Source organism: Streptomyces sp. NPDC031365 (assembly GCF_055569765.1).
In genome coordinates, this window is record NZ_JBVIIM010000002.1 from 180,664 (window position 1) to 203,706 (window position 23,043).

General features: G+C 71.5%; 19 protein-coding genes. 8 read left to right on the forward strand and 11 right to left on the reverse strand.

The features are described from left to right. Positions 1-134: 134 nt before the first annotated feature. On the reverse strand, positions 135-1,124 hold the full coding sequence (gene pgfA, locus ACZ5C2_RS03525) for a cell envelope lipid trafficking protein PgfA (RefSeq protein WP_468786086.1): 990 nt from the start codon (positions 1,122-1,124) through the stop codon (positions 135-137). Positions 1,125-1,342: 218 nt separating this feature from the next. On the opposite strand from pgfA, the gene ACZ5C2_RS03530 reads away from it, so the two are divergent. The 4 genes from ACZ5C2_RS03530 to ACZ5C2_RS03545 all read left to right on the forward strand — a co-directional run bounded on the left by ACZ5C2_RS03530 (position 1,343) and on the right by ACZ5C2_RS03545 (position 4,540). Continuing rightward, positions 1,343-1,495, forward strand: coding sequence for a hypothetical protein (locus ACZ5C2_RS03530; RefSeq protein WP_468451085.1), 153 nt, complete (start codon positions 1,343-1,345; stop codon positions 1,493-1,495). Between the two features lie 3 nt (positions 1,496-1,498). Continuing rightward, complete coding sequence (locus ACZ5C2_RS03535) at positions 1,499-2,740, forward strand: PucR-like N-terminal domain-containing protein (RefSeq protein ID WP_468786088.1); 1,242 nt, start codon at positions 1,499-1,501, stop codon at positions 2,738-2,740. Positions 2,741-2,915: 175 nt separating this feature from the next. Continuing rightward, a complete protein-coding gene (locus tag ACZ5C2_RS03540) occupies positions 2,916-3,689 on the forward strand; it encodes an IclR family transcriptional regulator (RefSeq protein ID WP_468786090.1) in 774 nt (257 codons plus the stop codon). Further along, on the forward strand, positions 3,686-4,540 hold the full coding sequence (locus tag ACZ5C2_RS03545; protein ID WP_468786092.1) for an SMP-30/gluconolactonase/LRE family protein: 855 nt from the start codon (positions 3,686-3,688) through the stop codon (positions 4,538-4,540). The genes ACZ5C2_RS03540 and ACZ5C2_RS03545 overlap by 4 nt, the downstream gene beginning before the upstream one ends. A 158-nt stretch (positions 4,541-4,698) precedes the next feature. Here the strand turns inward: ACZ5C2_RS03545 and ACZ5C2_RS03550 are convergent, their stop codons facing one another. From ACZ5C2_RS03550 to ACZ5C2_RS03575, 6 genes are all read right to left on the reverse strand, one after another. Continuing rightward, the gene (locus tag ACZ5C2_RS03550) at positions 4,699-6,102 is read right to left on the reverse strand and encodes an FAD-dependent monooxygenase (RefSeq protein ID WP_468786094.1); all 1,404 of its coding nucleotides are present in this window, start codon (positions 6,100-6,102) and stop codon (positions 4,699-4,701) included. Next, complete coding sequence (locus ACZ5C2_RS03555; protein WP_468786096.1) at positions 6,092-7,291, reverse strand: MAB_1171c family putative transporter; 1,200 nt, start codon at positions 7,289-7,291, stop codon at positions 6,092-6,094. The genes ACZ5C2_RS03550 and ACZ5C2_RS03555 overlap by 11 nt, the downstream gene beginning before the upstream one ends. A gap of 31 nt (positions 7,292-7,322) precedes the next feature. Beyond that, the gene (locus ACZ5C2_RS03560) at positions 7,323-8,507 is read right to left on the reverse strand and encodes an MAB_1171c family putative transporter (RefSeq protein WP_468786098.1); all 1,185 of its coding nucleotides are present in this window, start codon (positions 8,505-8,507) and stop codon (positions 7,323-7,325) included. Beyond that, entirely contained in the window at positions 8,504-9,028 is a 525-nt protein-coding gene (locus ACZ5C2_RS03565; RefSeq protein ID WP_468786100.1) for a toxin, read from the reverse strand. The genes ACZ5C2_RS03560 and ACZ5C2_RS03565 overlap by 4 nt, the downstream gene beginning before the upstream one ends. Before the next feature lie 91 nt (positions 9,029-9,119). Beyond that, positions 9,120-10,355, reverse strand: coding sequence for a DUF6545 domain-containing protein (locus ACZ5C2_RS03570; RefSeq protein ID WP_468786102.1), 1,236 nt, complete (start codon positions 10,353-10,355; stop codon positions 9,120-9,122). 647 nt (positions 10,356-11,002) lie between these two features. After that, complete coding sequence (locus tag ACZ5C2_RS03575; RefSeq protein WP_468786104.1) at positions 11,003-13,786, reverse strand: glycoside hydrolase family 35 protein; 2,784 nt, start codon at positions 13,784-13,786, stop codon at positions 11,003-11,005. Between the two features lie 297 nt (positions 13,787-14,083). Between ACZ5C2_RS03575 and ACZ5C2_RS03580 the strand changes: the two genes are divergently transcribed. Further along, entirely contained in the window at positions 14,084-14,734 is a 651-nt protein-coding gene (locus tag ACZ5C2_RS03580; RefSeq protein WP_468786106.1) for a DUF4360 domain-containing protein, read from the forward strand. Between the two features lie 214 nt (positions 14,735-14,948). Here the strand turns inward: ACZ5C2_RS03580 and ACZ5C2_RS03585 are convergent, their stop codons facing one another. The 4 genes from ACZ5C2_RS03585 to ACZ5C2_RS03600 form a co-directional block, all read right to left on the reverse strand. Further along, on the reverse strand, positions 14,949-16,160 hold the full coding sequence (locus tag ACZ5C2_RS03585) for a PucR-like N-terminal domain-containing protein (protein ID WP_468786108.1): 1,212 nt from the start codon (positions 16,158-16,160) through the stop codon (positions 14,949-14,951). Positions 16,161-16,387: 227 nt separating this feature from the next. Further along, the gene (locus ACZ5C2_RS03590; RefSeq protein ID WP_468786110.1) at positions 16,388-17,329 is read right to left on the reverse strand and encodes a hypothetical protein; all 942 of its coding nucleotides are present in this window, start codon (positions 17,327-17,329) and stop codon (positions 16,388-16,390) included. Positions 17,330-17,375: 46 nt separating this feature from the next. After that, positions 17,376-19,007 (reverse strand): DUF6801 domain-containing protein, encoded by a 1,632-nt coding sequence (locus ACZ5C2_RS03595; RefSeq protein ID WP_468786112.1) that lies wholly within the window; start codon positions 19,005-19,007, stop codon positions 17,376-17,378. Between the two features lie 104 nt (positions 19,008-19,111). Then, positions 19,112-19,744 carry a hypothetical protein gene (locus ACZ5C2_RS03600; protein WP_468786114.1) on the reverse strand — a complete coding sequence of 211 codons (633 nt, stop codon included), beginning with the start codon at positions 19,742-19,744 and terminating at the stop codon, positions 19,112-19,114. A 719-nt stretch (positions 19,745-20,463) separates the two neighbouring features. Between ACZ5C2_RS03600 and ACZ5C2_RS03605 the strand changes: the two genes are divergently transcribed. Genes ACZ5C2_RS03605 through ACZ5C2_RS03615 form a run of 3 tightly spaced genes read left to right on the forward strand, consistent with a single transcriptional unit; the run spans position 20,464 to position 23,042 of the window. Continuing rightward, positions 20,464-21,468 (forward strand): ABC transporter ATP-binding protein, encoded by a 1,005-nt coding sequence (locus ACZ5C2_RS03605; protein WP_468786116.1) that lies wholly within the window; start codon positions 20,464-20,466, stop codon positions 21,466-21,468. After that, positions 21,465-22,229, forward strand: coding sequence for an MlaE family ABC transporter permease (locus ACZ5C2_RS03610; protein ID WP_468786118.1), 765 nt, complete (start codon positions 21,465-21,467; stop codon positions 22,227-22,229). The genes ACZ5C2_RS03605 and ACZ5C2_RS03610 overlap by 4 nt, the downstream gene beginning before the upstream one ends. 6 nt (positions 22,230-22,235) lie before the next feature. Beyond that, a complete protein-coding gene (locus ACZ5C2_RS03615) occupies positions 22,236-23,042 on the forward strand; it encodes an MlaE family ABC transporter permease (protein ID WP_468786120.1) in 807 nt (268 codons plus the stop codon). Position 23,043: the final 1 nt, after the last annotated feature.

Here is a 23,043-nt window from a genome sequence, read left to right on the forward strand (position 1 = left end):
GGCCCGAGGAGGTTCCTGGGTGAGGGGTGTGGACGGACTGTGGTTGGGTGGGGATTGGACAGTTTTCGCCCAGACGTTCCCTGCGGCTACTCACGAGCGTGACAATTTCCGGCTTTTCTTACTCGTGAGTCACTTCACTTGGTGAGGGGTGACCGGGGAGTACCGGACATATCCGGGTCTTCCTCGACCTTTCGCCCGCGTATCACCAAAGCGCCACCGATCGCCGTGAGGACGAATCCCGCCACAGCGGCCCCGACGGGCAAGGTCTCACCCACCAGGCGAAGCTGACCGCTGTCCCGCTCGGCCTGCCGCACGGCCTCCTTCTGCGTCTCGTCCGTGAACGCGAGCCCCTTCTCGGCGTCCAGCAGCACCGCCGCGTCGGTGTCCCCGCCCGGCGCCCGCAGCGTCTGCCTGGGGCTTGTCCGCGCGAAGACGACCCGGCCGGTGCGCTGGTCGACGATCAGCTCCACGCCGTGGTTGGAGTACCACTCCTCGGCCAGCACCTGCGGCCGGTCCGGCTGGTCGACGAGGCGGCCGGGCACCATCCGGGTTCCGGTCTTCGTCGGCGGCACCGAGGCGGTGAAGCGGTAGCCGGTGTAACCCTGGACCTTCCCCGTGCCCCGGTAGCGCATGACGACCGTGTCGCGGAGCGTGTTGTCCCACCACTGGTAGGAGCGTTTCTGCACGTCGAAGGGGAACTTCAGGTACGCCTCGCCCTTGATCTTCGGCTTCGCCTCACAGCACTGCACGGGCTTGGTGGTGGTGCGGTCCAGCACCCAGCGGTGCGGGGTGAAGCTCAGGGCGTCGTGCGGGTCGGCGGCCGGCAGTGACTTGTCCGTGTCGACCGAGGTCGTCACGTCCCACACCGCGTTGCCGGTGCGTTCGCTCTCCTCGACGTCGCCGCGCACCCGCTGGGTGATGGTGATCTTCTGGTCGGGCACGGTCTCGACCTTCTCCAGGTCGAAGACGCTGCCCCGGCCGGTGTAGACGGCGGTGGTGTCGATGTCGACCGGGTTCACCGCGGCCCGCGGCTGCACGTACCAGGCGAACAGGGGCGCCAGCACCAGCAGAAACGTGCCGAGACCCAGCAGGATCAGGGAAAGAGGGGAAGTTGTACGGCGCATCCGGGCACTCCAGAGGCTTGGGACGGCGCGGCGCGTACAGGCCGACGCCGTACGGGAAGGTGCGCGTGCGGGAGTTCCCCACCCCCTATGAGCTGGGAACCGTAGGCGCCCCTTGACGCAGTGTCAATGTCATGTCGACACTGTGGGCACGACACACCGGGGTGGTCGGTCACAGTGGGGGTGGGGAAAAACCTCCCGACAGAGAGGCTGACCCTGCGATGTCCAGACTGCTTGCTGCCGCCCTGACGGTCGCGCTCGCCGCCGCCCTCGCCGTAGGCGCCGCGGTCGGTGTCGTGGCCCTGCTCGAAGCCACGCCCGACCAGCCGAACACCCCATTGATCACCTACGAGCAAGCCGGTCAGGGGAGTTGACCAGTGACGGCGTCCCGCACCCTCACGGCCCGATCCGCCTGGCACGACGTACCGCGCCACCAGGTACGCCGGTTCGCCGAGATCGCCATGGCCGACGCGCCAGAGCTGGCCGAGGCCATCATGAGCGAGATCCAGCGCGAGTACCCGCATCTGCCGGTCATCCTCGACGACTCGGGTGAGCCCCTGGCACTCGTCGGCATCCGCCGCGCCATCGAGGACTTCGTCCAGCATGTCGCGCACGCCGACTACTCGGTGGGCCGGCCCACCGTACCGCCGGGAGTCTTCCAGGACTTCGGGCGGGGCGAGGGACTCAACGGCCGGTCACTGGACGCCCTCCAGGCGACCTACCGCATGGGCGTCCGCCTCGCCTGGCGCCACTTCGCCGAGATCGGCCAGCGGATCGACATCCCGCCACCCGCCATGTACGAACTCGTCGACGCCGGATACGAGTACCTGGACGGCCTGGTCGACCAGTCGGTGCGCGGATACGCCGAGGCCGCCGCCCGCCAGGCCGGGGAACGGCTGCGGCTGCAACGCCGGCTGATGGAACTGCTGCTCGCCGAACACCACCGGGGCGACCCGGCCGACGCGCTCGCCGAGCGGGCCGCCCGGATCGGCTGGCCGCTGCCCGGGAAGGTCGCGGTGGGCGTGCTGCTGCGCCCGGCGCGGGAGGCGGTGGCACCCGCCGTGGGCCAGGGGGTGCTGCTCGACATGGAGTACGAGCAGCCTCGCATGGTCGTGCCCGAACCGGACGCCGCCGGCCGCCCCGAACTGCTGCACCGCGCGCTCACCGGCTGGTCCGGGGCGATCGGACCGCCCGTGCCGGTCGCCGACGCGGCGAAGTCGCTGCGCTGGGCGGAGGCGGCCGTACGGCTGATGCAGCGCGGGCTGCTGCCCGCCGGTGAGGTGCTGCACTGCACCGAGCACACCGAGGCGCTGGTGCTGCTCCAGCCGGAGGAACTGATCGAGGACCTCGCGCTGAGATGCCTGGCCCCGCTGGCGCACTGCGGTCCGGCGCACGGCCGGCGCCTGGCCGAAACGCTCCTGGCATGGCTGGAGACGCGGGGTGGGGCGCCCGAGGTCGCGGCCCGTCTCGGCGTCCACCCGCAGACCGTCCGCTACCGCCTCCGCCAGATCCGTGAAATGTGGGGCGACGCCATCGACGACCCGGACCGCCGCTTCGAACTGGAACTGGTGCTGCGGGCCCAGCGGCTGCGCGGCACCCTCGGCGGACCGCGCTCCTGACCCGGCCCCGTACGGCAGAGAGGAGCCTCCTTCACCACTCCACGAGCGCGCAGGACGAACGCCCCCCATTGCCCGCCCCGGTGGGCTGTGGCTAGCCTGTGTTCGTCATGCCGATCGCCTGTTGAAATCTCGAACGAGGCGCAGGCGCCGTGAGACACATAGGAGGGGGCCGGTCGTGGGACGCCTCGTACCAGCCGTGACCCGGGCTCTCGACATCCTCGAGCTCTTCCTCGACGGGGACGGGACGCTCTCCGCCCCGGACATCGTGCGCAGACTCCAGCTGCCGCGCACCACCGTTCACGAGCTGGTGACCACGCTCGCCGCCCGGAAGTACATCGTCCCGGTGGCGGGCCAGCCCGGACGCTACCGGCTCGGCGTGCGCCCGTACCAGCTCGGCGCCCGCTACGCCGAACACCTCGACCTCGCCGCCGAGGGCCAGCAGGTCGCCCGCTCCGTCGCCGAGACCTGCGACGAGACGGTGCACGTGGCGATACTGGAGGACACCGACGTCATCTACATCGCCAAGGTCGACTCCACCCACGCGGTCCGCATGGTGTCGGCGGCCGGCCGTAGACTGCCCGCCCACTGCACCTCCGTCGGCAAGATGCTGCTGGCCTCCCTTCCCGAACACGAGCTCACCGCGCGCTTCCCCGACGACGCGGAGCTGACGGCGATGACCCCCAACAGCATCACCGACCCGGCCGCCCTGCGCGAGAGCCTGGCGGAGATCCGCGCCCGGGGCGTCGCCGCGGAGAGCCGCGAGTCCAACCCGGACGTCTCCTGCGTCGCCGCGCCGGTGCGCGACCGCACGGGACAGGTGGTCGCCGCGCTGTCCATCTCCGTACCGATGATCCGCTGGAGCGACGAGCGGCTGGGCGAGCTGGAGCAGCTCGCCGTCAAGGGTGCCGCCGAACTGTCCGAGCGGCTGGGCCACAGGAGCGTTGCATGACGAACACCTTCGACGTCGCCGTCCGCGCGGAGGCGGCCCTCGGTGAGGGCCCCACCTGGGACCCGGCCACGGGACGCCTGCTGTGGATCGACATCCTCGGCTCCCGCGTCCACACCTACGACCCGGCCACCGGCCGGCGCACGGTGCGCCGCACCGACCAGCACGTGGGCGCCGTCAAGCCCCGCGCGGGCGGCGGCCTCGTCCTCAACCTGCGGGACGGCATCGGGTTGATCGACCCCGACGACACCTTCCGCTGGCTGCACCGCGAGCCCGTTCCCGGCCGCCGCGCCAACGACGCCGCCGTCGCCCCCGACGGGGGCCTCTTCGCGGGCACCATGCGCTACGACGAGGCTCCGTGCGGCGGCACCCTGTCCCGCGTCAGTGGTGACGGCACGGTGAAGGTCCTCCTCGACGACGTGGCGGTGAGCAACGGCATCGGCTGGAGCCCCGACGGCCGGCTGATGTACTACATCGACTCACCGACCCGCCGTCTCGACGTCTTCGAAGTCGGCGAGGCGGACGGCCGCATCAGCAACCGCCGCTCGGTCGTCGCCCTCGAGGACGGCGCGGGCTTCCCCGACGGGCTGTGCGTGGACGCCGACGGCTGCGTCTGGGTGGCCCTGTGGGACGGCGGCGCGGTCCGCCGCTACACGCCGTCCGGCGAGCTGGACCGTGAAATCCGCCTGCCGGTCCCCCGCGTCACGGCCTGCGCCTTCGGCGGACCCTCCCTGACCGACCTCTACATCACCACGGCCCGCGTCGGCCTGACCTCCCCCCACCCCCTGGCGGGTTCCCTGCTGGTCGTCCCGGGAGCGGGCAAGGGCGTCCCCCAGCCCGCCTTCGCGGGCTGACGCCTCCCCGGCCCCCCGCTCCTCAATCGCCGGAGAGTTTCAGCCCCTCCGGCGATTGAGGAGCGGGGTCCGGGGCGGAGCCCCGGGTTCGGGACGGGAAGGGGTGGCGGGGGCGAGAAACCTCCTGGCGCGCCCCTGCGCCCCCGCGCCCCCGCCCCTCACACCCCCGACCGGTCCAGCGCCCGCAGGACCTCCCGCTCACCCGCCGTCAGCGGCGGCCGCGTCGACGGCGGCAGCGGAGACCCCGCGACAGCGGCCAGCACCGCCCCCGGCCGGAACATCCGCGTCGGCGGCGTCCGCAGGCTCGTGACGTCCCAGATCGCCGAGGCAGCCGGATACGACCCCGTGGCCGCCCTCATCATCCGGCGGGTGTACGCCGTCTGCACCCGGTCCGCCGCCGTCGGCCGGCCACCGCGCACCCCGGGATACAGCACGTCCTGGCCGACGGCCATCGACCAGGCCGCGTCCGCCGAGCGCGCAGCGCCCCGCACCACCCGCCGCGCCAGTCCCGGCACGCCGAACCCACCGGCCCGCCCCAGCTCACGGCTGAGCACCCGCGCACCGAACGCGGCCACCGACATCCCGTGCCCGTACGCCGGATTGAACGTGGCCAGCGCGTCCCCCAGCACCACGAACCCCTCCGGCCAGTGCGGCGCCCTCTCCAGGTAGCGCCGCACATTGCTGGTCGACCGGCTCAGATGCACATCGGTGAGCGGCTCCGCCCCGGAGATCAGCCGCCCCACGATCGGGTCGGGCAGCTGGAGCGCGTAGCGCAGGAACCCCTCCGGATCGGCCGGCGGCTCGCCCCCGCGCGTGCCACCGCAGCTCACCAGCCAGCGGCCCCCTTCGATCGGCATGACCATCGCGCTCCGGGCCGGCCGTGACACATACGGATTGGACTGCACGATCGTCAGCGGAAACCGTTCCGCGCCCTCCGGCACCCGGTAGACGCGCGAGGCGTTGACCAGTCCCGAGTCCACGGCCCGCTCCCGCACACCGGTCAGCCCGAGCCCGCCCAGCCAGCTGACCACCCGTGTCCCGCGCCCGCTCGCGTCCACGACCAGATCCGCGTCGAGGTCGGTGTCGCCGCCGGGCGCCGCGATCCGCACCCCGCGCACCCGCGCCGCGGAACCCGTCAGCCCCACCACGGCCGCCCGGCGGATCTCCACCGGTGTCTGTTCCCGCACGGTCTCCCGCACCACCCAGTCCAGCAGTGCCCGGCTGCACGTCACCATGGCCGGACCCTCGCGCCGCCACCGCCGCAGCCAGCCCTCGGGTGTGAGGGCCAGCATGCCCGAGCTGAGCGATATCTCGTGCGCCCCCTCGGCGAGCAGCCGCTTGCGCAGGCCGGGGCCCGGCAGCAGCTCCTCCATGGCGTCCATGCCGCCCGCCATCAGCAGATGGGCGTGCCGCCCCTGCGGCAGCCCCTTGCGGTGTTCCGGCCCGTCGGGCAGCTCGTCCCGGTCCAGCACGACCACCTCGTCCGCCCCCGCGGCGGACAGGACGGCCGCGGCCAGCATGCCGGCCAGACCGGCACCGATGACGACAGCTCTACGCGACATGGGGCTCCTCGGGTTCGGTCACGGATCCAGGAAGGGAGGGCGGCACCGCGCCGTCGGGCGCGGCGCCTTCGGCAGACGGCCGGTGCAGGGCCTGGGCCAGCTCCACCAGCCCGCCGGTGCCGGAGACCTCGGTGGCGTGCAGCCGGTAGGTGCCGGGGGTATGAGGCGGTTCCTCACCGGCGGCGGTCCGCCGTGCGGCGTCGGCGAGCATGGCCGCCTCCGCGGCCAGCCGCGCCTCGTGCGGGGAACTGCCCGCACGCAGCGCGGCGTCCCGCACCCGCTCACGGACCTCGTCGTCGAAGTACGGCGCCAGCGCGAGCAGCGCGTCGTGGATCGACACCTCACGCCACTGCAGCCGTGCCCGGGGCAGCTGCCACCACCCCGTCGGCGGTTTGGGCGCGCAGGACACCGACTTCACCAGGGACCACAGCGTGGCCAGCCGACGGTGGTCGCCCAGCGCCCGCCACTGCGCGACCGCGGACGGCAGCAGATACCCCGCCGAACACAGCAGCGCGGCCAGCGAGGCCATCGGCGGGGCGAGTGTGGTGGACAGGAAGTCGAGGTCGTGGCCCGTCCAACGCGCGACGATCGCGGTGTACTTGGCGGCCTGGAAGCCCACCACGTCCAGCAGCGCCCCCACCAGGATCAGCCGCAGCCCGGTCCGCAGCGGGCCGTCGACCTCGCGCCCCCACTTGACGCACACCGCGCACATCACCAGCATCGCCGCACTGTGCCCGAGCAGGTAGAGCAGGATCATCTCCCGCATGAACGGCGTGTTGGCGTAGTACGTGTCGAGGTCGGTGAGCCGCTCGGTGTCCGCCTCGGCGAGCAGGAACAGGACGACGATGGCGGCCATCAGCAGACCGTAGGCGGCGATGGTGCGCAGCACCCTGCGCCGTACCCGCTCCCGGGAGCCGCCCCGCCAGTTGATCAGCAGCACCAGCACCGAACAGCTGTACGCGCAGAGCATGCCGTAGGTCAGCGGGGCCCCGAAGTTGGGGGTGCCGGTGAGCTCGTTGACGGTGGACAGGGTGGCCGGGGCGGCGCACACGAAGACCAGCGCCCCGAGGACGATCGCCGCGCAGGTCGAGAGGGTCAGCGGATTGCGCATGGCTTCGCGCGGGCGGCGGAACAGCAGCACGGAGGTCATTGCGAACACGAAGGCCGCCAGATAGACGACGAGACTCATGCCGGCCAACTCCTGTCACCGCGAGTTCGGTTCATGCTGTTCCCGCCGTCGTCGTACCGCTCGGCACGGCGGAGGCCGCCGGCACCGGGACGGTTCCGGCCAGTGTGTCGGCGATCCGGGCGAGCACGGCCGGCTCCGGCACCCGGTCGAGGAGCCGGCCGGTGCCGCCGGACGGCGGGACCTGCCGACGGGGGTCGGCCTCCCGCCGTACCGCCGCCGTGATCACCGCGGCCCAGGCGGCGGCCTCCGCCCGTTCGGGATCACCCGTCGCTGCCAGCACCCCGGCGCGGGCGCGGTCGTACAACTCCCGGTCGAAGTAGGCGTCCAGATGGCTGAGCGCGTTGTGGATGCTGGTCTGGCGCCACATCAGCCGGGTGGTGGGGGAGGCGAACCTGGGCCGGGGCAGCCGCAGCGTCCGGCGGGTGAGCAGATCGTCCAGCGTCCGTTCCAGCGGCCCCAGCCGGGCGTAGGCCCGCCGGGCCCGCCGCCACTCGGCGGCGCGGGGCGTCACCAGCGGCACCAGCACCCCGACCACGGTCAGCAGGGCGCCGAGTCCCGCGGCGGCCGGGGAGACGGTGGTGCCGAGCGAGGACCAGTCCCGCCCGGACCAGCGGGCGCCCACCGCGATCAGCTTGACCACGCTGTACCCCGCCCCGCACAGCGCACCGGTGCCGAGCAGGATGAGCCCCGCCCGCAACCCGCCCCGCACCCGGCGCGCCCAGCGCAGCGCGGACACCGTGGTGACGGTCACGGTGGTGAGGTGCGCCAGCAGGTACAGCACGATCATCTCCGCGATGAACGGTGTCGCCGCGTAGTAGGTGTCCAGGTCGGTTCGGCGCTCCACCGGTGCGTCACCGAGGGTGAACGTCACGGCGATGCCGAGGACGACGACGGCATAGGCGATCACCCAGCGGCGGGCGGTGCGGCGCACCCGGGGTCCTCCGCGCCAGTGCACGATCAGGACCTGGGAGGCGGCGCCGTACCCGGTGATCGCCGCGTAGGTGAGCGGCGCCGCCAGGTTCGGCACGCCGCCGAGCCGGTTGACGGCGCCGACCGTCGGCGGCGCCCCGAGGAAGAAGCACAGGCCCGCCAGCCCCAGCACCGCGCAGATCGCCCGCAGATAGGGATCACGCCGGTGCCGCAGCAACTCGGGGGCCTTCACCAGCAGCCCGAGCCACAGCGCGCCGCAGCTGACGTAGTTGAGGAGGCCGCTCATCTCTTCGTCCCGCGGTAGTTGAGCGCGGCGCCGATACGCCCGGCGAGATCCTGGGGGTCCCCCGGGCCCGTTCCGCCCCCGACGGCGTACCCCGAGTCGCTGGAGGCCTCCAGCCAGGTGCGCAGCCGGCGGCCCATCAGCATGCCGAAGCGGTCGGCCTCCTGCTCCTCGGCCAGACTGAAGTCGGTGCGCGCGGCGACCGGCAGCGGGTGTCCACCGGTGTCCGTGGCCGCCTCCCGGCGGTTCATGTGCCACACCTCGTGGCAGAAGATCACGATCTGGTGCCATACGGCGGCCCGCTCGTCCACCACGACGTCGTCGTGCTCGTCGCGCTCCAGCCACAGCCCGCTCGCGGTGTGCGGCGGGAACGCCGCCCGGTGGACGACCACGTCGCGTCCCCGCCATGCGCTGACGGACGCGACGAGCGCCTCGAACAGCACCTCGGGATCCGCCGGCACCGCCACCTCGATGGGGTCGATGAGGGCGTCAGCGAGACGACGCATCTCCTTCCTGGTACGCACCGCTGTCTCCCTGTTCCCCTGGGTGTGGCTCGGTCACCTGTGCAATATGCCAAGACGGGTGCCGTCCCGGCCAGTTCCGTGTGCGGCACGGTCATTCGGTGACCGCCACGGTGTCCCTGGGTGCCACGGCGCGGGCGCGGATCTCCCGGATCACGTCGGGGTGGCGCAGGGCGCGCGAGACGGCCCCGATCTCGCGGAGCAGCTCCGTGGTGTCGCTGCCGTCGCCGCCGTCGTCGCCGTCCTCGTGCGGCCCGGCCCCGGCCGCGTCGAGGATCACCACGGCCGCGGCGAACGCCTTGGCCCGCTCCGGCGGGAAGCCCAGGCCGAGGGCGGCCGCGTACGACCGCTCGCGCAACCGCTCGTCGGTGCGCCGGGCCAGCGGCAGCAGCACGTCACGGATGAACGTCTCGCGCCGGGTCAGCCGCAGTTCGGGGCTGGCGCGCAGCACGAACGGCAGACCGGAGCCGTGCAGGCCGCGCATCAGCAGGTACAGCGGCCGCAGCCGGCGGTGGGCCAGCCGGATCCGCCAGCGTGCGTGCAGGTACTGGCCGGCGTGCGGCAGGATGAAGCCGACCGCTATCGACACGGCCGACAGACAGGCCAGCGCCGGGGCCACGTGCAGGCTGAGCCAGTCCAGGTCGTTCCCGGTCCAGCGGGCCCCCACGGCGGTGAGCTTGGCGGCATCGAACGCGAGGTTCAGCGCGTAGCCGATGCCCAGGAACTTCAGTCCCCAGCGCAGCCAGGCATCCAGTCCATCGGTGCGGATCCAGTTCCAGATCAGCTTCGAGGTGATGAGGACGGCGGCGGTGTGCGCGAGGAGGTACAGCAGGATCTCCTCGCGCATGAACGGCGTGGTGGCGTAGTAGGTGTCCAGGTCCCGGGTCCGCTCCACCGGCACGTCGGCGAGGGCGAACAACACCCACAGCAGGGCGATCACGCCCCCGTAGACGGAGACGACCCAGCGGGTGACGCGCCGGGTGGACGCGGAGTGCTCGGGCAGTCCGTCGCGCCAGGCGATGATCAGCACCAGACAGGACGCGCAGAAGGCGGTCAGCAGCGAATACACCCAGGGCGCCGAGATGTTCGGCACGCCGGTGACCCGGTTGACCCAGGCGATGGTCGACGGCGCGACGAACACGAAGACCGCGCAGGCGAGCAGCAGCAGCCCGCCGACCGCGCGCAGCAGCGGGTCCGTCCAGAGCCGGATGATCGTCGGCAGTTTGATCGCCAGGGCGGCGGCCAGCACGCCGGCCGGGATCCACCAGAAGGACGTGTAGAAGGCGCTGAGGAACGAGGCGGGGCCCATGGCCGCGTCCGCGAACCCCATCGCGTTCCCCCACTCTCATCCGCCGCCGCACTCAAGGCCGTTCGAGCCTACGCGCCGGGGCGTGTCCGCGTCATGCGAGGGCGGGCGGGAGACGGCTTCCCGCCCGGGGTTCCTGCCCGAACCATGGACGAGCCCGTGCATGACCGAACAAGAGGTTGGGGTAATGCCCTGGAAGAATCCATGAGCGGACGGAGCGGGGCACGGGCCTGCCGCCGATCACCGTCTTCGTCTTTCTCCAGCGCCGGATCGGGCCGGGCGTCGCCCACACGGGCCCGGCTGGTCAGTAACTCCGCCCGCCCGAGCCGGGGCCCGGCACCCTGAGCGGACGTGAGCGGCCGGCCCCGCCCCCTCAGGGAGGCGGGGAACCGCGCGACAAGCCCTCACCGAACCGCCGACAGGACCGAACCGCGGAAAGGAACACATGCGCACCGCCCGCTTCACGCTGGACCCCGCCTTCACCGTAGGGGAAGTGAACCCCCGCCTCTTCGGCTCGTTCTCCGATCAGCGCCCGAGCGGGTCGTCCCGCACCCGGCCGAGGGCACGGCACTGCATGACGGCCGGCTCTCCGCCGTACTGGAGCCGCTGTCCTGGAACGTGATCCGGCTGGCGTGAGCCGGGCCGGCGGGCCGTGCGCCCGGGCGGTGGACTCACTTCCCCGGTGAGTCCACCGTCTCCCTCGTCTCCCTCGTCTCCACCGGTTCCACCGGCACCCCGCCCCGCGCCGCCCCCAGCAGCGTCAGCCGTACATCGCGCGGGCCCGACGGTGTGGTCCCGTCGGACAGCACCGCCAGGGCCAGTGTGTTGGACCCACGGGTGCGCAGAATGCCGTTGGGCAGGACGAAGGTGTGCTGCGGGCCGACATCGTTGAGGTACTGGCCCATGTTCCAGCCGTTGAGGAAGATCTGGACGCGGTAGGCGCGTTCCGGGTCGTCCTCCAGGGTGAGGCCGACCGAGGCATCCACGTCCGGGTCGATGCCGAGGCGGAAGTCCGTCCGGTACCAGGCCACGCCCTGCCGCCGTTCCTCGTGCGGGAAGTCCACGGGCCGCCAGTCCCGGTCGTCGTGCCCTGGCAGATGCCAGCCGTCCCGCTCCCCGTGCAGGCCGCCGTTGTTGAGCGGTCCGCGTGCCCGGTCCGGCGCCACGGCCCCCTGGATCCGCCACTCCACCTCCCGCGAACCGCCCCTGAACGCGGCGGCCGTCAGCCCGCGCGCGGCCTTGTGGGTGTCGTCCGCCCGCTCGTCCCCGTCGTGCTGCATCGGCCGGACGAGCACGGACAGCACGTGCCGCCCCCGTGTGCGCAGCTTCCTCGGCACGGCGAAGGCGGCCGTGGCCGTCCAGGTGCCCTTCGACGGCGTGTCCTCGTCCGGTGCCGGCATGCGATGGGTCCCGAGGGGCCGTCCGTCCAGCCAGGCCATCAGCAGGCCGTGCGTACCGGTGCTGTAGGACAGCGACACCGACGTGATGCCGCGCGTGTCCGTCAGCCGCCCCCGGTACCAGACGTCGCCGTAGTGGAAGCCGTAGTCGTCCGCGAAGAGGACCGGCCCGTCCCCGGGCACGGGCGTGCTGCTGTGCGACGACGTGCGGTCGGCCACCGTCCACGCCGAGTCGTCGAAGTCCGGTTCGGACTCGGGGTTCCCGCCGCGCCGCCGCCAGTCGCCCAGCGCGGGCAGGGGCACGGCGGGGACGGCCGGCAGCATCCCCTCCATCACCAGGCTCCGGGCCCGGCCGAGGTACGTGCGCACCGGCTGCCCGTTCCAGGTCACGGAGGTGATCCCGCGTGGCCCCCACACCTCCACCCCGGTCTCGTCGACGACGTCGCCGACGAGGTGGACGGTGGAGCCGCGCAGGGTCGCCGAGCGCAGCATCGCGGGGCCGTACACCAGCAGGGAGCCGGAGGGGGTCTCGTACGGCCACAGGCGCAGCGCGGTCGTGTCGTCGGCGAAGAGCAGCACCAGGGGGACGTCGGAGTCCCCCTCCTTGACGAGCACCCTGCTCAGGCCTCCGGTGCCGAGCGGTGCGACGACGTTCAGCCTGCCCCGGTCGTAGGACCACGCGGGCTCGGTGTCCGCCCGGTCGACACCCGGCTGGATGTCGCAGTCCAGCGCGACCTGTGCCTGCTCACCGCCGCGGCCGACGAACACGGCGACGTCCAGCCGTCCGGCGGTCATGCTCAGCATGGGCTGCGCGGTGGAGTACGCCAGTCTTCGCCGGCCCAGCTTCAGCCCGGAGACGAGCAGCTTGGCGTCGCGCGGTGCCACGGTGACCGGCACCTCGATCCCGGTGTCCGGCAGCATCGAACGGACCTGCCCGGCCGAGTCGTTGCGCACGACGTACACCTGGGTACCGGTGTCGGGGTTGGCCAGGTGGTCCACCGTCAGCCGTTCGTCCTCCGCCCGCACCTCACCCGCCGGGTCCAGCCGGGCGAGGTCGGGCACCGTCCGCACCAGGTGCCCGAACTGCTGGAGCGGGGCCAGCTCCGGTGTGGGCCGGCGGCCCTCGTCGACGGGTGCGCCGGAGCCGTACGAGGTGTGGTCGCCCGCGCCGGGCAGCCACCCCCACGACGTCCCGCCGAACACCGTACGGACGTGCTGCGCGGTGATCCCGTGGGCGAGGTCGCTCAGGTGGCCGCGCCGCTCGTATCCGGCGTCGACGCGGAACCCGGGCGCCGGTGGACCGCCCTCGCGACGGCCGAACCGCCCGTCGCCGTGGAACAGCGGAACGTCGATGCGGTCGGCGCGCGTCTTCGCGTACAGGTGGGCCAGATGGGCGCGTCGGGCCGGACCGTCGGTGGGGAGCCCGCCCCCGTCCTCGAGCCGGTACAGCAGCACGGTGCCGCCGCCCGCGGTGAACAGGTGCCGGACGGCGATGGAGTTGACGGCGCTCAGCCACTCGTCGGCGTGCCGCAGATACTCCGGATCGTCGCTCCGCGCGGTTCCCCCGGTGGCCGTCAGCCACCCGGGGAAGCCCCCGGCGTCCACATCGGGGCCGAGGTACGGTCCCGGACGCAGGATGACGTACAGCCGTTCCTCGGCGGCCGTGGTCAGGAACAGGTTCAGATCCCGCACCCCGGTGAAGTCGTACGTCCCGGGTGCGGGGGAGTGATGGTTCCACGGCACGGGGACACCGACGGCGTTGTGTCCGTGGGCGCGCAGCTTCTGCAGCACGTCCCGCCACAGGGACGGGCTCGGCAGCCGGAAGGGGTGCATCTCGGCGGACCACAGCATCAGGCGGCGGCCGTCGACCAGCAGGGAATACCGGTCGAAGCCGACCCGGTGCCGCCTGCCGTCGGCCCTCGGGGCAGGGGGCGGCGGGCCGGTCGGCACGACGCGCGGACCGTGCGTGCCGGTCGCCGCTCCGCCGCTGCCGACCAGCGCGACACCGAGCGCCGCCGTGCCGGCCAGGGCGGTGAAGGTACGCCTGCTGAGCTCCAAGGGAGCGCCTCCTGTTGGGGTGCCACAAGCGGTGCTGGTGGGCGCCATTGTCTACGAACGGGCGCCCCGCGTTCACACGCGAGGGCCGGTACGCCCTTTGTGTCCCGTCGGGTCGTGGCAGAAGTGAATGGCCAGAGTTCGCTCTGTCCGCCCGTCGCGGGGCTCCATACGATGCGAGCGCTCCCGGCCTTCACCGCACCTTCATGCCTCCTTCACGAAGCCGGGAGCGCATGCGCCTGCCTTCATGGCATGTACATGACGCTTCAACCAACACCCCCCACCGAAGGACGGAGAATCATGGCTGGTGGCCTGCTCATGAGCGCGGCGGCGGCCGCGCTCCTCACCGCCGCGTTACCCGCGCACAACCCGTCGACCGGTTTTGAGGACCCGCCGCCGGACAGGATCGTCATCAAGGTCGCCACGGTGAACGGCTCGGGATGCCCCCAGGGCACGGCGGCCGTCGCCGTCTCGGCCGACAACACCGCGTTCACCGTGACGTACAGCGACTACCTGGCCCAGGCCGGCGGGAACTCCGACCCCACGGCGTTCCGCAAGAACTGCCAGCTCAGTCTGCTGGTCCACGTCCCCCAGGGCTTCACCTACGCCATCGCCAGCGCGGACTACCGGGGCTTCGCCTCGCTCCAGCCCGGCGCGAAGGGCACGCAGAGGGCGTCGTACTACTTCCAGGGCTCCCCGAACACGGAGTTCCGCACCCACCCCTTCGCGGGCCCCTACGACGACAACTGGCAGGCCACGGACGAAACCGACTGGGCGCAGCTGGTCTACGCGCCCTGCGGGGTGCAGCGCAACTTCAACATCAACACGGAGCTGCGCGTGAGCACCGGGACCTCGTCGCCCGACGAGGTCAGCTTCATGGCGATGGACTCCACGGACGGGGACATCAGCACGACGTACCACATGGCGTGGAAGGAGTGCCCGGAGGACTGACCGGCCGCTGAACGGTGGGCGGGCCCCGCGCAGGCCCGCCCGTCTCACCGGCCTCGACGGCGGAGCGGCCATGGGACCGCCGTCCACGAGTGCGGAGTCCGACGCCGGTACACCCGCCGGCCGTGCGCCTGACCGGATATGTGTCGTTCGCCGTAAACCTGTGCGGGAGCGGCGGCCGGCCCGTCGCTCGACGACCCGGCCGCCGGCCGCGGGGTCACTCCGTGCCGGCGTGGCTCCGCAGGTGCAGCGCGCGCAGGGCGACCTCGAGGGCGAAGCGGTGATCGGGGTCGGCGAGCCGGTCGCCCAGGTAGGTGTCCAGGGTCCGCAGGCGGTAGCGGACGGTCTGGGCGTGCACGCCCAGCATCTCGCCGACCTGCTCCGCGGGCGCCCGGGTGGAGATGTGGACCCGGAGGGTCTCGACGAGCCGGTCGCGCCGCCTGGCGGTCAGCTTGTCGAGCGGGGCCAGTTCCCGGGCCGCGACACGGTCGACGAGGGCGGAGTCGGACAGCAGCCACAGGGTTGTCAGATGATCCTCGCAGCGGATCAGCGGGGCGTCCGGTACGGCCCCGTCGTCGACGAGCTGGAGCACCCGGCGGGCCCAGCGGACGGAATCGGCGGCCTGGGCGACCGGTACGGTCAGGCCCACCGCGGCGCGGGTGCCGGCCAGGGCCGTACGGATCATGCCGAGGCGTTCGGGGGTGAGGTCCCCGGGGACGAGCAGGTGCGGCTGCGGTATGTCCAGGTCGGCGAGGACGTCCCGGTCGAGTCCCGCCTGGATGTGTTCCGGCACCGGAGGGCGCAGGGCGACGAGGAAACACGACGTGGGCAGCTCCCAGGCGGCGGCCTTGCACAGCTCGGAGACGGCCGGCCGGGGGAGGGGCGAGGAGGCCAGGAGTAAGTGCAGTAACTGTCTTCGTAACGCGGACTCCTCGGTGGCCGCTCTCTCCCGCACCTCCGCGAACCCCTCGCGGGTGATCGTCTCCAGCTCCTCCACGTACGCGAAGAGGGCGTCGGCGAAGCCGAGGATGAGCGTGGGGGAGAGGCTGTACTGCCGTCCCAGCGTCCTCGCCCGGCGCAGCGCGATCCGGGCGCCCAGCCGGTAGGCGCCCTGCAGGACCTCCAGGTCGCGGCCCTCGTAGGCCTCCACCCGGCCGAACCTGCGCAGCAGTTCGTCCCGCAGTTCGGAGCTGCTGGCCGGGTCGGCGACACGGTCCACGAAGGCGGTCAGTGCCTGCTCGACGCCCTGACGGATCGCGTCGCCGTCCGGTCCGTTGAGCAGCCTGCCGTACACCGGATAGGCACGGGTGACCTCGGTCCGAATCTCGTTCAGCAGCCCCGGGAGCTGCGGTCGCATGAAGGCCGCGAACTGCTTGGGGAGGGGGTCGAGTGGTTCACCGAGCACCGAAGAACGCGCACTTGAGGGCATGAGTGTTCCCTTGCTCTCCGACATGTCCGGTGGCGGGGCGGCCGGGTCCCGCCCGCATCGGACAGTACCCGGACCGTTCCTCTGGGTGGTCACCGGTCTGGATAGTTGACGGTAAATCAACTTGGTTGGGTTGTACATGTCTTGGATAGAAAGCGGTGTCGGTTGTGCGCGGTGGTGTGCGGTGCCCGTGGGGCCGGCCGTGCGCGGGGACCGGCCCCGGGACCCCGCTACTGGGCTGCGGAGTGCCAGTTCTCGGCCAGGACCTTGCCGGCGTCCGGGGCCGCGGTCCCGGGTGCGTTGAGGCCGGTGAGGTGGGTCTGCGTGTTCACGAGGGTGAGGCTGTTGTTCCCGGAGGCGGAGGGCAGTCCGGTCTTGGCGTTCACCGCGGCGTTGATCAGGCCGATGTTGAGGCCGCAGCCGGTGGCGGCGGGGACCGCGAAGGTGTCGTCGTTCTGGGTGGCGCCGGTGAGGTCGATCCGGCTCATCTCACCGGCCGCGTCCGGGGTGCCGTCACCCTGGAAGAAGGTCATCCCGAACGCCGGGTAGTCGCGGTTCTCGGGGCGCAGCAGGATCGGGTCGGCGGCCGTTCCGATGTAGCACTTGCTGCCGAGCAGCGGGTTCTCCAGGTGGATGCGGACCGGCAGGGCGACGATGGGCAGGTCCGTGAGGACGCCCGCGGTCTGGTCGAAGGCGTAGGGCGCGCCCACGGACTCCATGGTCGCGGTGATCTTGTTGAGGCTGGAGTTCTCCAGTGACTCGCAGATGCCCGTGATCACGAATATGTCGCTCGGACACATCAGGCCGAGCAGTCCGCCGGGCACGGTGGCGGGCTCGGCGATCAGTGCGCCGGAGGCGGGGGCCACCACGCTGCTGGTGCCGTCCGCGTTCTGCACGACGCCCATCTGGAGGCTGGTCTTCCCCGTGACCACGGTGGTGTCGCCCAGTTTGATGGAGCCGCTGGCCGAGGTGGAGACCACACACTGCGGGGTCTTGGCGAAGCCGTCGGCGGCCAGCATCGCCGGGTGGTCCACGGGGCAGCGGGTGAAGGGGGCCCACTCGCCGTTCAGCGTGGGCTCGGCCGCGGTCGCGGTGCCCAGGGAGGCGAGGGCGCCGAGCGCGGTCAGCGCGGAGACGGTGGCGAGTCTGGTGCGGGTGGAGAACCGGGGCATGGGGATGGCCTTTCGTGGGTTGGCGGAGGTGGGAGGGCGGGCCGGTTCAGCGTTCGGCGACCGGAATCTGATAGGGCTGGAGGTCCTCCGTGCACTGGCCCTTGGTGTCCGGGGTCTCGAACACCGGGACGAGGGGTGTGCACGTCTGGCCCTGGACCTGCTTGATGTAGTTGCCGGGACCGGAGACGGTGGCGGTGAGCAGACGGTCGAGGTCCTCGCCGTCGGTGCCGCAGCCGGTGAAGGCCGGGATGGTCACCTCGCCGGACAGCGGTCCGCCGGTGAGGAGCGTGTAACCGATGGAGTCCTCGCCGAAGACCTGCTCGGCCTTGCCGTACAGCACCACATGGTCGCCCGGGTGCTTCGCGGGGTCCGGTTCGACGGAGGTGAGGGACTTCCCGGTCCGGCAGCCGGAACCGACGTCCAAGGGGGTCCCGTTGACCTCGAGCGCGGTGACCTGGGCGATCAGGGGGACCCGTACGTAGGTCTCCGTGGTGATGAAGAAGTCGGAGTAGCGCATCGTCATGCGCGCGTTGATCTTCATGGGGCCCGTCTGCTTCAGCACCATGGTGGCTTTCACCGGGGTGAAGTCGAAGGAGAGGAAGGTGCTGTCGTAGGGCGGCGTCTCCTTGCGCCCCTGGTAGTTGAACTCGCCGGTCGCCTCCAGGGTCATGACCAGTTGCTCCGGGTCGAAGGGTTCGTCGGGCGGGGGCTGGAACTCTCCCCCGTCCATGATCAGGACGCAGGACGGCGGGAGGTACGAGGCGCCCTTCTGCTTCTTCACGTTGGCGTAGCCCGTGACGTAGGCGTTGAGCGATCGCGGCATGGGCGGGTGCTGCTCGTCGTAGCGGCACGGCGGCACGTCACGGTCCGCGGCGGTGCCCGGTGAGTTCTCCAGCACCCTCGGCGACCGGTCGCCCTGCTGGTCCCGCTGTCCGTTCTCCGGCGCCGAGGACGTCCCGTCGGGTGCCGGTGCGGACGGTGAACCGCCGGCCCCCGGTGAGTCGGGACCGACCGGCACGGTGGCCAGCAGCCGCTTGTCCGGCGCGTCCTCGGCGGGGGCGCAGTCGACGGTCAGTGAAGCGCTTCCCGTGCTGCTGGGGCTGTCGCTGTCGCTGTCGGCACCGGTGCCGGCACCGGTTTCGGTGCCCTCCGCCGTGCCGAGGGCCAGATCGATGGCCAGGGCGCCGGCGGTGAAGGTCAGGTCGCCGTCGCTCCGGCCCGCCACCGAGGGGACGTCGCCCCGCGTGGTCAGCGTCAGCGGCCCGGACTCCGGCAGGGCGACGGGCTCGGAGCTCCCCCGCCAGGTCGCCGCCGCCGTGGCCGAGTTCTGGGCCACACCGACGGCGAGCCGGGTCACGGGGCGCACCTCGGCCGCGTCCCGCGCGGTGAGGTCCGCCACCGCCTGCGCCGGGAGTTCCACGGTGGTCGTGACGCCGGTGGGCGAGAACGCCTCGCCCGCCTTCACCCGTTGCGGGAAGTCCGCCGAGATCCGCACCGTCGCGGGCGCCTTCCCCGAGGGGAGCGCGCAGACGTAGGGGAGTTCGGCGTCGACCTCCTGGGTGCCCGCGGCCGAGGCCGTGGTCGGGATCAGGGCGGCGAGCACGACGAACGCGGCCATCGAGGTGAGCTTGGCGCGGGCTCGGCGTGGCCGCGGGATGACGGCTCGTTGGGCTCTCATACAACTCCGCTCGGCGGAAGGGACGGTGTCGGCGGTATCCGGCGCAGAGCCCGCGAACGCCCGGCCGGGGGTGCCGGCCGGGCGGTTGTCAGCGGGACACCGGCTTACGGGTTGGAACCGACGATGGTCGGGATGGTGTTGGTGCCGGCCACCTTGACGGCGTAGTTGCCCTTGAAGGTGGGCTTCGTGGTCGGCGTGACGATCGCGCCGCAGTTGACGGGGTTGCTGACCGCCAGTTCACCGGCGACGCTGTTGACCGCCAGGATGCCGGTGGAGTTGGTGTAGGTGGCCGAGGCCTTGCCCGTCACCGTGAACTTGCAGATGCCGGCGCTCACGTTGGCCTTGACGTTGCCGATGTAGCCCGTGGTGACTCCGGTCGAGGCGTTGTAGTCCACCGCCATGACGTCCCAGGGGACTACGGCCATGGTGGTGACGTTGCCCAGGATGCTGGTGCAGGGCGCGCCGGACGAACCGAAGTTCATGGTGGTGATGTCGGCGACGTCCCCGGGGTTGCCGGTGGTGCTCGCCATCGTCCCTTTCGCGGTCGAGGACGTGCAGGTCATCGGGATGGTGGCGGTCAGCACGATGTTGCCGACGTTCACGGCCTCGAAGGAGGCCGGGGAGGGGCTGACGGTCCACACCGTGGAGGGCACCGCGGAGGCGGTGCCGACGGTGAGGCCCAGTGCGGCCGCGGCCGCACACGCCGCGACGGCTGATCTCTTCATGTAGGTCTTCATGGCTCGGGTATCTCCTTGAGGGTTGACCGGCAGAGACGGGCCGTTGCCGAAGTGGACGAGGGAGCGGACGTACGGCCCGCGCTTGGACGTCGACCGTCCATGAGCCATGACGTTACCGGCGGTAAACTTAGCCGAACAATGCGACGGTCCATGATTCTTTTGAAAAGGGAACAAGCTGTTTCCCGGGTGAGTGGTCCGCGCTTCACCTTAGTCATCTGCTGCCAAGGTGGGAATATACGGCCGGTGTGCGGCGGCCGGTCCCCGGTCGCAGCCGGCGGCGGGTCGTGATGCTCACCGGCCAACAAGTTACCGACGCGTTTTTGTGCCCGTGCTGACAGGTTCTGGATGGTCGAAGCGGGTATCCCGGAAAACTCGTATTCCGGTGTTGCCCGTCGAGGTTACTCGGCCGTAACGTGCCGGTGCGGTGCTCGGTTCCAGGTCGGTGGCCCCCGTCGGCCGGAGCCATGACGGACGTTTCCGGCCCACCCTCCCTCGGGTTCGGGCGTTCGTCGGTGGGGTCTCGCGCATCCACACCCCCCAGGAGGTGCGGGACCCTGCGCTGTCTCCGCGGAGACAAGTGCGGGGCCGCGGAGTTGTCTGCGCGGTGACAAGTTCGGGAGGGCCGGCGGTGATCCGTGCCGCACCCGTTGTCGACGAGCTCCGCGCCGACCTAACGTGCGCCCGCAGCGCCTATTCGATGGACGTCCGCTGGAGGTGATATGGGAATCGAAGTAGTGGTCGAGGGCCTGACCAAGTCCTTCGGTAAGCAGAGCATCTGGCGGGACGTGTCACTCACTCTTCCGGCCGGAGAGGTCAGCGTGATGCTGGGCCCGTCCGGCACCGGGAAGACAGTTTTCCTGAAGTCGCTCATAGGGCTGCTCAAACCAGAGAAGGGCCGTGTCCTCATCGACGGAGTGGACATGGTGAACAGTCCCGAAAGGGATATCTACGAGACTCGTAAATTGTTCGGTCTCATGTTTCAGGACGGAGCCCTCTTCGGGTCCATGTCCCTTTTCGACAACATCGCCTTCCCGCTGCGCGAGCACACCCGCAAGAAGGAGTCCGAGATCCGCCGCATCGTCATGGAGCGGATCGAGGTCGTCGGGCTGCTGGGCGCGGAGGGCAAGCTCCCGGGCGAGATCAGCGGCGGCATGCGCAAGCGGGCCGGCCTGGCCCGCGCGCTGGTCCTGGACCCGCAGATCATCCTGTGCGACGAACCGGACTCCGGGCTCGACCCGGTGCGCACCGCCTATCTCTCCCAGCTGCTGATCGACCTGAACGCCCAGATCGACGCGACGATGCTGATCGTCACGCACAACCTCGACATCGCCGCCACCGTGCCCGACAACATGGGGATGCTCTTCCGGCGCGAACTGGTCACCTTCGGTCCGCGCGAGGTGCTGCTCACCAGCGACGAGCCGGTCGTCTCCCAGTTCCTCGGCGGCCGGCGCGAGGGGCCCATCGGGATGTCCGAGGAGAAGGACGCGGCCACCCTCGCCGCAGAGGCGGACACCGCCCGGCCCGCCGGTCCCCGGGTGATCGTCCCGCAGCTGGAACCGTCGCCCGGCCTCCCCGTGCGACGGGCCGTCGCCCGACGGCGTGAGCGAGTCATGGGCATGATCGATTCGTTGCCGCTCGCCGCGCGCTCCGCCATCCGGGACACCTACGCGGGGAACGCCGGGGCGACCACCCTGACGATGCCCGCCGCCGGGAGCGGCGCATGATCACCGGCGCGCTCCGGCAGACCGGCCGGCTCTTCGCGCTCGCCGCCGAAGTCAGCCGCGCCGTCTTCCGAAGACCCTTCCAGTTCCGCGAGTTCGTCGAGCAGTTCTGGTTCCTCGCGAGCGTGACCATCCTGCCCGCCGCCCTCGTCTCGATCCCCTTCGGCGCCGTCATCGCCCTCCAGGTCGGTTCCCTGACCCAGCAGCTGGGAGCCCAGTCGTTCACCGGCGGCGCCAGCGTCCTCGCCGTCGTCCAGCAGGCGAGCCCGCTCATCGTCGCCCTGCTGATCGCCGGCGCCGGCGGTTCGGCCATCTGCGCGGATCTCGGCTCCCGCAAGATCCGCGAGGAACTCGACGCGATGGAGGTCATGGGCGTCTCGCCGGTCCAGCGACTGGTCGTGCCCCGGGTCCTGGCCGCGATGGGTGTCGCCGTGCTGCTCAACGGACTGGTCTCCGTCGTCGGCATCCTCGGCGGCTACTTCTTCAATGTCGTCCTGCAGGGCGGCACCCCCGGCGCCTACCTCTCCAGCTTCTCCGCCCTCGCCCAGCTGCCCGACCTGTACATCAGCGAACTCAAGGCGCTGATCTTCGGGTTCATCGCGGGCATCGTCGCCGCCTACCGGGGCCTCAACCCGCGCGGCGGCCCCAAGGGGGTCGGCGACGCCGTCAACCAGTCCGTCGTCATCACCTTCCTCCTGCTCTTCTTCGTCAACATGGTGATGACGGCCGTCTACCTCCAGATCGTCCCGCCGAAGGGAGGCTGAGGTCCGATGGCCTCCCCGCTCGCCCTGCTCGACCGCTCCGGCGACCAGCTGCTGTTCTACGTACGGGCCCTCCTGTGGATCCCGCGGACCCTGCGCCGCTACCTCAAGGAGGTGCAGCGCCTCCTCGCGGAGGTCGCCTTCGGTTCCGGCGGCCTCGGTGTCATCGGCGGCACCATCGGCGTGATGATCGCGATGACGCTGTTCACCGGAACCGTCGTCGGACTCCAGGGCTACGCGGCCCTCGACCAGATCGGCACGGCCGCGTTCACCGGATTCGTCTCCGCCTACTTCAACACCCGCGAGATCGCCCCCCTCGTCGCCGGACTCGCCCTCTCCGCCACCGTCGGCGCCGGCTTCACCGCCCAGCTCGGCGCCATGCGCATCAACGAGGAGGTCGACGCGCTGGAGGGCATGGGCATCCGCTCCATGCCCTACCTGGTCACCACCCGCATCATCGCCGGCGTCGTCGCCATCGTCCCGCTCTACGCGATCGGGCTGCTCTCCTCCTACCTCGCCTCCCGCTATGTGACCGTCCTGTTCAACGGGCAGTCCCGGGGGACGTACGACCACTACTTCAACCTCTTCCTCTCCCCGACGGACGTGCTGCTCTCCGTACTGAAGGTGCTGATCTTCAGCGTGATGGTGATCCTCGCCCACTGCTACTACGGATTCCGCGCCTCCGGCGGACCGGCCGGCGTCGGTGTCGCCGTCGGCCGGTCGGTGCGCAACGCCATCGTGCTGATCAGCGTCACCGACTTCTTCCTGTCGCTGGCCCTGTGGGGCGCGACCACGACCGTGAAGGTGGCGGGGTGAG

Bases quoted from the DNA above. Each gene is read 5' to 3' on its own strand.
- ACZ5C2_RS03590 (WP_468786110.1), bottom strand. From the start codon at position 17,329: ATGCCCCGGTTCTCCACCCGCACCAGACTCGCCACCGTCTCCGCGCTG.
- ACZ5C2_RS03530 (WP_468451085.1), top strand. From the start codon at position 1,343: ATGTCCAGACTGCTTGCTGCCGCCCTGACGGTCGCGCTCGCCGCCGCC.
- ACZ5C2_RS03605 (WP_468786116.1), top strand. From the start codon at position 20,464: ATGGGAATCGAAGTAGTGGTCGAGGGCCTGACCAAGTCCTTCGGTAAG.
- ACZ5C2_RS03560 (WP_468786098.1), bottom strand. From the start codon at position 8,507: ATGAGCGGCCTCCTCAACTACGTCAGCTGCGGCGCGCTGTGGCTCGGG.
- ACZ5C2_RS03615 (WP_468786120.1), top strand. From the start codon at position 22,236: ATGGCCTCCCCGCTCGCCCTGCTCGACCGCTCCGGCGACCAGCTGCTG.
- ACZ5C2_RS03580 (WP_468786106.1), top strand. From the start codon at position 14,084: ATGGCTGGTGGCCTGCTCATGAGCGCGGCGGCGGCCGCGCTCCTCACC.
- ACZ5C2_RS03610 (WP_468786118.1), top strand. From the start codon at position 21,465: ATGATCACCGGCGCGCTCCGGCAGACCGGCCGGCTCTTCGCGCTCGCC.
- ACZ5C2_RS03545 (WP_468786092.1), top strand. From the start codon at position 3,686: ATGACGAACACCTTCGACGTCGCCGTCCGCGCGGAGGCGGCCCTCGGT.
- pgfA (WP_468786086.1), bottom strand. From the start codon at position 1,124: ATGCGCCGTACAACTTCCCCTCTTTCCCTGATCCTGCTGGGTCTCGGC.
- ACZ5C2_RS03600 (WP_468786114.1), bottom strand. From the start codon at position 19,744: ATGAAGACCTACATGAAGAGATCAGCCGTCGCGGCGTGTGCGGCCGCG.
- ACZ5C2_RS03550 (WP_468786094.1), bottom strand. From the start codon at position 6,102: ATGTCGCGTAGAGCTGTCGTCATCGGTGCCGGTCTGGCCGGCATGCTG.
- ACZ5C2_RS03585 (WP_468786108.1), bottom strand. From the start codon at position 16,160: ATGCCCTCAAGTGCGCGTTCTTCGGTGCTCGGTGAACCACTCGACCCC.
- ACZ5C2_RS03595 (WP_468786112.1), bottom strand. From the start codon at position 19,007: ATGAGAGCCCAACGAGCCGTCATCCCGCGGCCACGCCGAGCCCGCGCC.
- ACZ5C2_RS03555 (WP_468786096.1), bottom strand. From the start codon at position 7,291: ATGAGTCTCGTCGTCTATCTGGCGGCCTTCGTGTTCGCAATGACCTCC.
- ACZ5C2_RS03570 (WP_468786102.1), bottom strand. From the start codon at position 10,355: ATGGGGTTCGCGGACGCGGCCATGGGCCCCGCCTCGTTCCTCAGCGCC.